The organism is bacterium (assembly GCA_040755795.1).
Classification (GTDB): Bacteria; UBA9089; CG2-30-40-21; order CG2-30-40-21; family SBAY01; genus JBFLXS01.
In genome coordinates this window covers 1-2311 of record JBFLXS010000542.1, presented here as the reverse complement: position 1 = coordinate 2311, position 2311 = coordinate 1, and the positions used below count along the sequence as shown (strand labels likewise).

Genomic DNA, 2311 nt, shown 5'->3' with positions numbered 1-2311 from the left:
TTGAAACCTAACCCCAATGTTTATAATATGTTACATATACCTACCTCACCTCCTAAACACCCCTAAAATCTACCTTCTTACTATTATAACCCCTTGATTTTACTGGAGTTAATAGGTCCAACCCTCTATAAGATTAAGGCTCGAATAGATGAAGTGGAGATAGGAAAGATTAAGGTAGGACAAAAGGCAGTAGTAAGAATTGATGCCTATCCTTATCAACCACAATTGGCGACAATAAAAAAGATATTTCCTCAACCTGTTTTATCCGAGAAGACAGGAATAAGAACCTTTGAGATAGAATTAGAATTCGATTCAAAAGAAACCCTTAATAAGATTACACCGAAAATGCAATGTAGTGTCGAGATAAAATCAATCTTCAAGAATGTATTAAAGGTGCAACTTGAGGATGTCAAAGAACAAGAGGGTAAAAGATATGTATTTTTAGTAAAAGACAATAAGGTAAAGAAGCAAATGATAAAGACAGGATTAGAGAATGAAGAAGAAGCAGAGGTTTTATCTGGATTACAAGAAGGAGACAAAATTATCAAAAATCCTTCTTCAGAGATTCAAGAAGGAAGAAAGGTAAATGATAAAACTACAAAAGGTATCAAAGATATATAAAAGGGATAAGATTGAAATCTATGCTCTAAATAATGTCTCTCTGGAAATAAAGAAGGGGGAATTTTGTGCCATCATCGGTCATTCTGGCTCAGGTAAGTCAACATTGATGAATATCATTGGTTGCCTTGATAGACCCACCGCAGGAAACTACCTTTTAGAAGATAAAGAGGTTGGTAAAAAGTCGGATAAGGAATTAGCCTATCTTCGTAATCAAATGATTGGTTTTGTCTTTCAGAACTTTTATCTATTACCCAGATTTGACTGCCTAAAGAATGTTACCATACCGCTATTTTATGGGCGAATGGATAAAGGGGATAGAATGATAAGAGCTCGTTCGTTATTACAAGAGATTGGACTTGGGGATAGACTTCTTCATCGACCTTCAGAGCTGTCAGGTGGTCAAATGCAACGAGTTGCCATTGCCCGAGCATTAGCCAATAAGCCTAAGATTATCTGCGCTGATGAACCTACAGGAAATCTTGATTCAAAGACAGGCCTCGAAATAATGAATGTCTTTAAAAGACTCAATAAAGAAGGAGTGACCATCATCCTTGTCACCCATGAGCAAGAATTTGCCTCCTTTGCCGAAAGGATAATCCGGCTTAAAGATGGAAAAATAGAGGAAGAGATAGTAAAATGAGACTCTTTGAATATATTCAATCTGCTCTGGAAAATCTTCTGGTCAATAAACTCAGGTCATTCTTGACTACATTAGGGATACTGATTGGTGTTTTCAATGTCGTTCTGGTTATTAGTGTGCTTCAAGGAGGAAGGGCGATAATTATGGAGGAAATTGGTTCCTTAGGTTCAAATGTTATCAGTGTCTATCCTCTTGGTGAAGGTTATCTTACAGAAAAGAGTATGTCCACAATTAAAAGGACTCCCGGAGTAAAAGAAATTCTTCCTGAAGCCTATATTATGACTCAATTAAAGATTGGTAAAGAATCCAGGGATGTCTTTGTCTATGGGGCGGTGCATAACATTAATAGAATACTTAAAATAGATACGGCAGAGGGTAGGTTTATTTCAAAGACCGATGAAGACCTCCAAAAAAAAGTGTGTGTCATTACAGAAGGACTTAAACAAGAATTGTTTGCTAATTCATCACCGCTGGGAAAAGAAATAAAGATTGAAGGAAACATATTCAAGATAATCGGGACAGCCAAAGAAAAAACTCTCCTGAGCAAGTTGGCTGGAGGATATATGATCTATATCCCTTTTTCTACTGCTCAAAGACTACTGGGCACAGAAAAGATAACATACCTCAATATTATGGTTAAGAATATAGAAAAGGTAAAGGAATTAACTAAAAGAATAAAAGAAATTCTCAACCAGGAATATTTTGGCAAGGATATGTTTGATGTAAGAAATATGCAAGAATTTATTGATACAACAAAGATGGTGACAGGAATTCTTGCCCTCATCATAGCCTGTATTGCTGGTATCTCATTGATTGTAGGGGGGATAGGGATAATGAATATTATGCTTGTTCAGGTTCGAGAAAGGACACATGAGATTGGCATCAGAAAGGCATTTGGTGCCTCCAATGAGGATATTTTTATCCAATTCTTGATTGAAAGCTGTATCTTGAGTCTATCTGGAGGTATAGTCGGAATAATCCTTGGGCTTCTGGTGACAAATGTCATTGTTTTTTTTATTAAAAATTCCCTTTCTTCTCAGCTGGGAATGC

At 36.4% G+C, this 2311-nt stretch carries 3 protein-coding genes; all 3 read left to right on the top strand.

Annotated elements, in window-relative coordinates; translation table 11 throughout:
* Nucleotides 1-93: 93 nt before the first annotated feature.
* Nucleotides 94-621, top strand: a complete 528-nt coding sequence (locus tag AB1414_19450; protein MEW6609589.1) for an HlyD family efflux transporter periplasmic adaptor subunit — start codon at nucleotides 94-96, stop codon at nucleotides 619-621.
* The gene (locus tag AB1414_19445; protein ID MEW6609588.1) at nucleotides 587-1261 is read left to right on the top strand and encodes an ABC transporter ATP-binding protein; all 675 of its coding nucleotides are present in this window, start codon (nucleotides 587-589) and stop codon (nucleotides 1259-1261) included. Before AB1414_19450 ends, AB1414_19445 begins: the two co-directional genes overlap by 35 nt.
* A partial coding sequence (locus AB1414_19440; GenBank protein ID MEW6609587.1) for an ABC transporter permease occupies nucleotides 1258-2311 on the top strand: 1054 nt, incomplete at its 3' end. The genes AB1414_19445 and AB1414_19440, both read left to right, overlap by 4 nt.

Bases quoted from the DNA above. Each gene is read 5' to 3' on its own strand.
- AB1414_19445 (MEW6609588.1), top strand. From the start codon at position 587: ATGATAAAACTACAAAAGGTATCAAAGATATATAAAAGGGATAAGATT.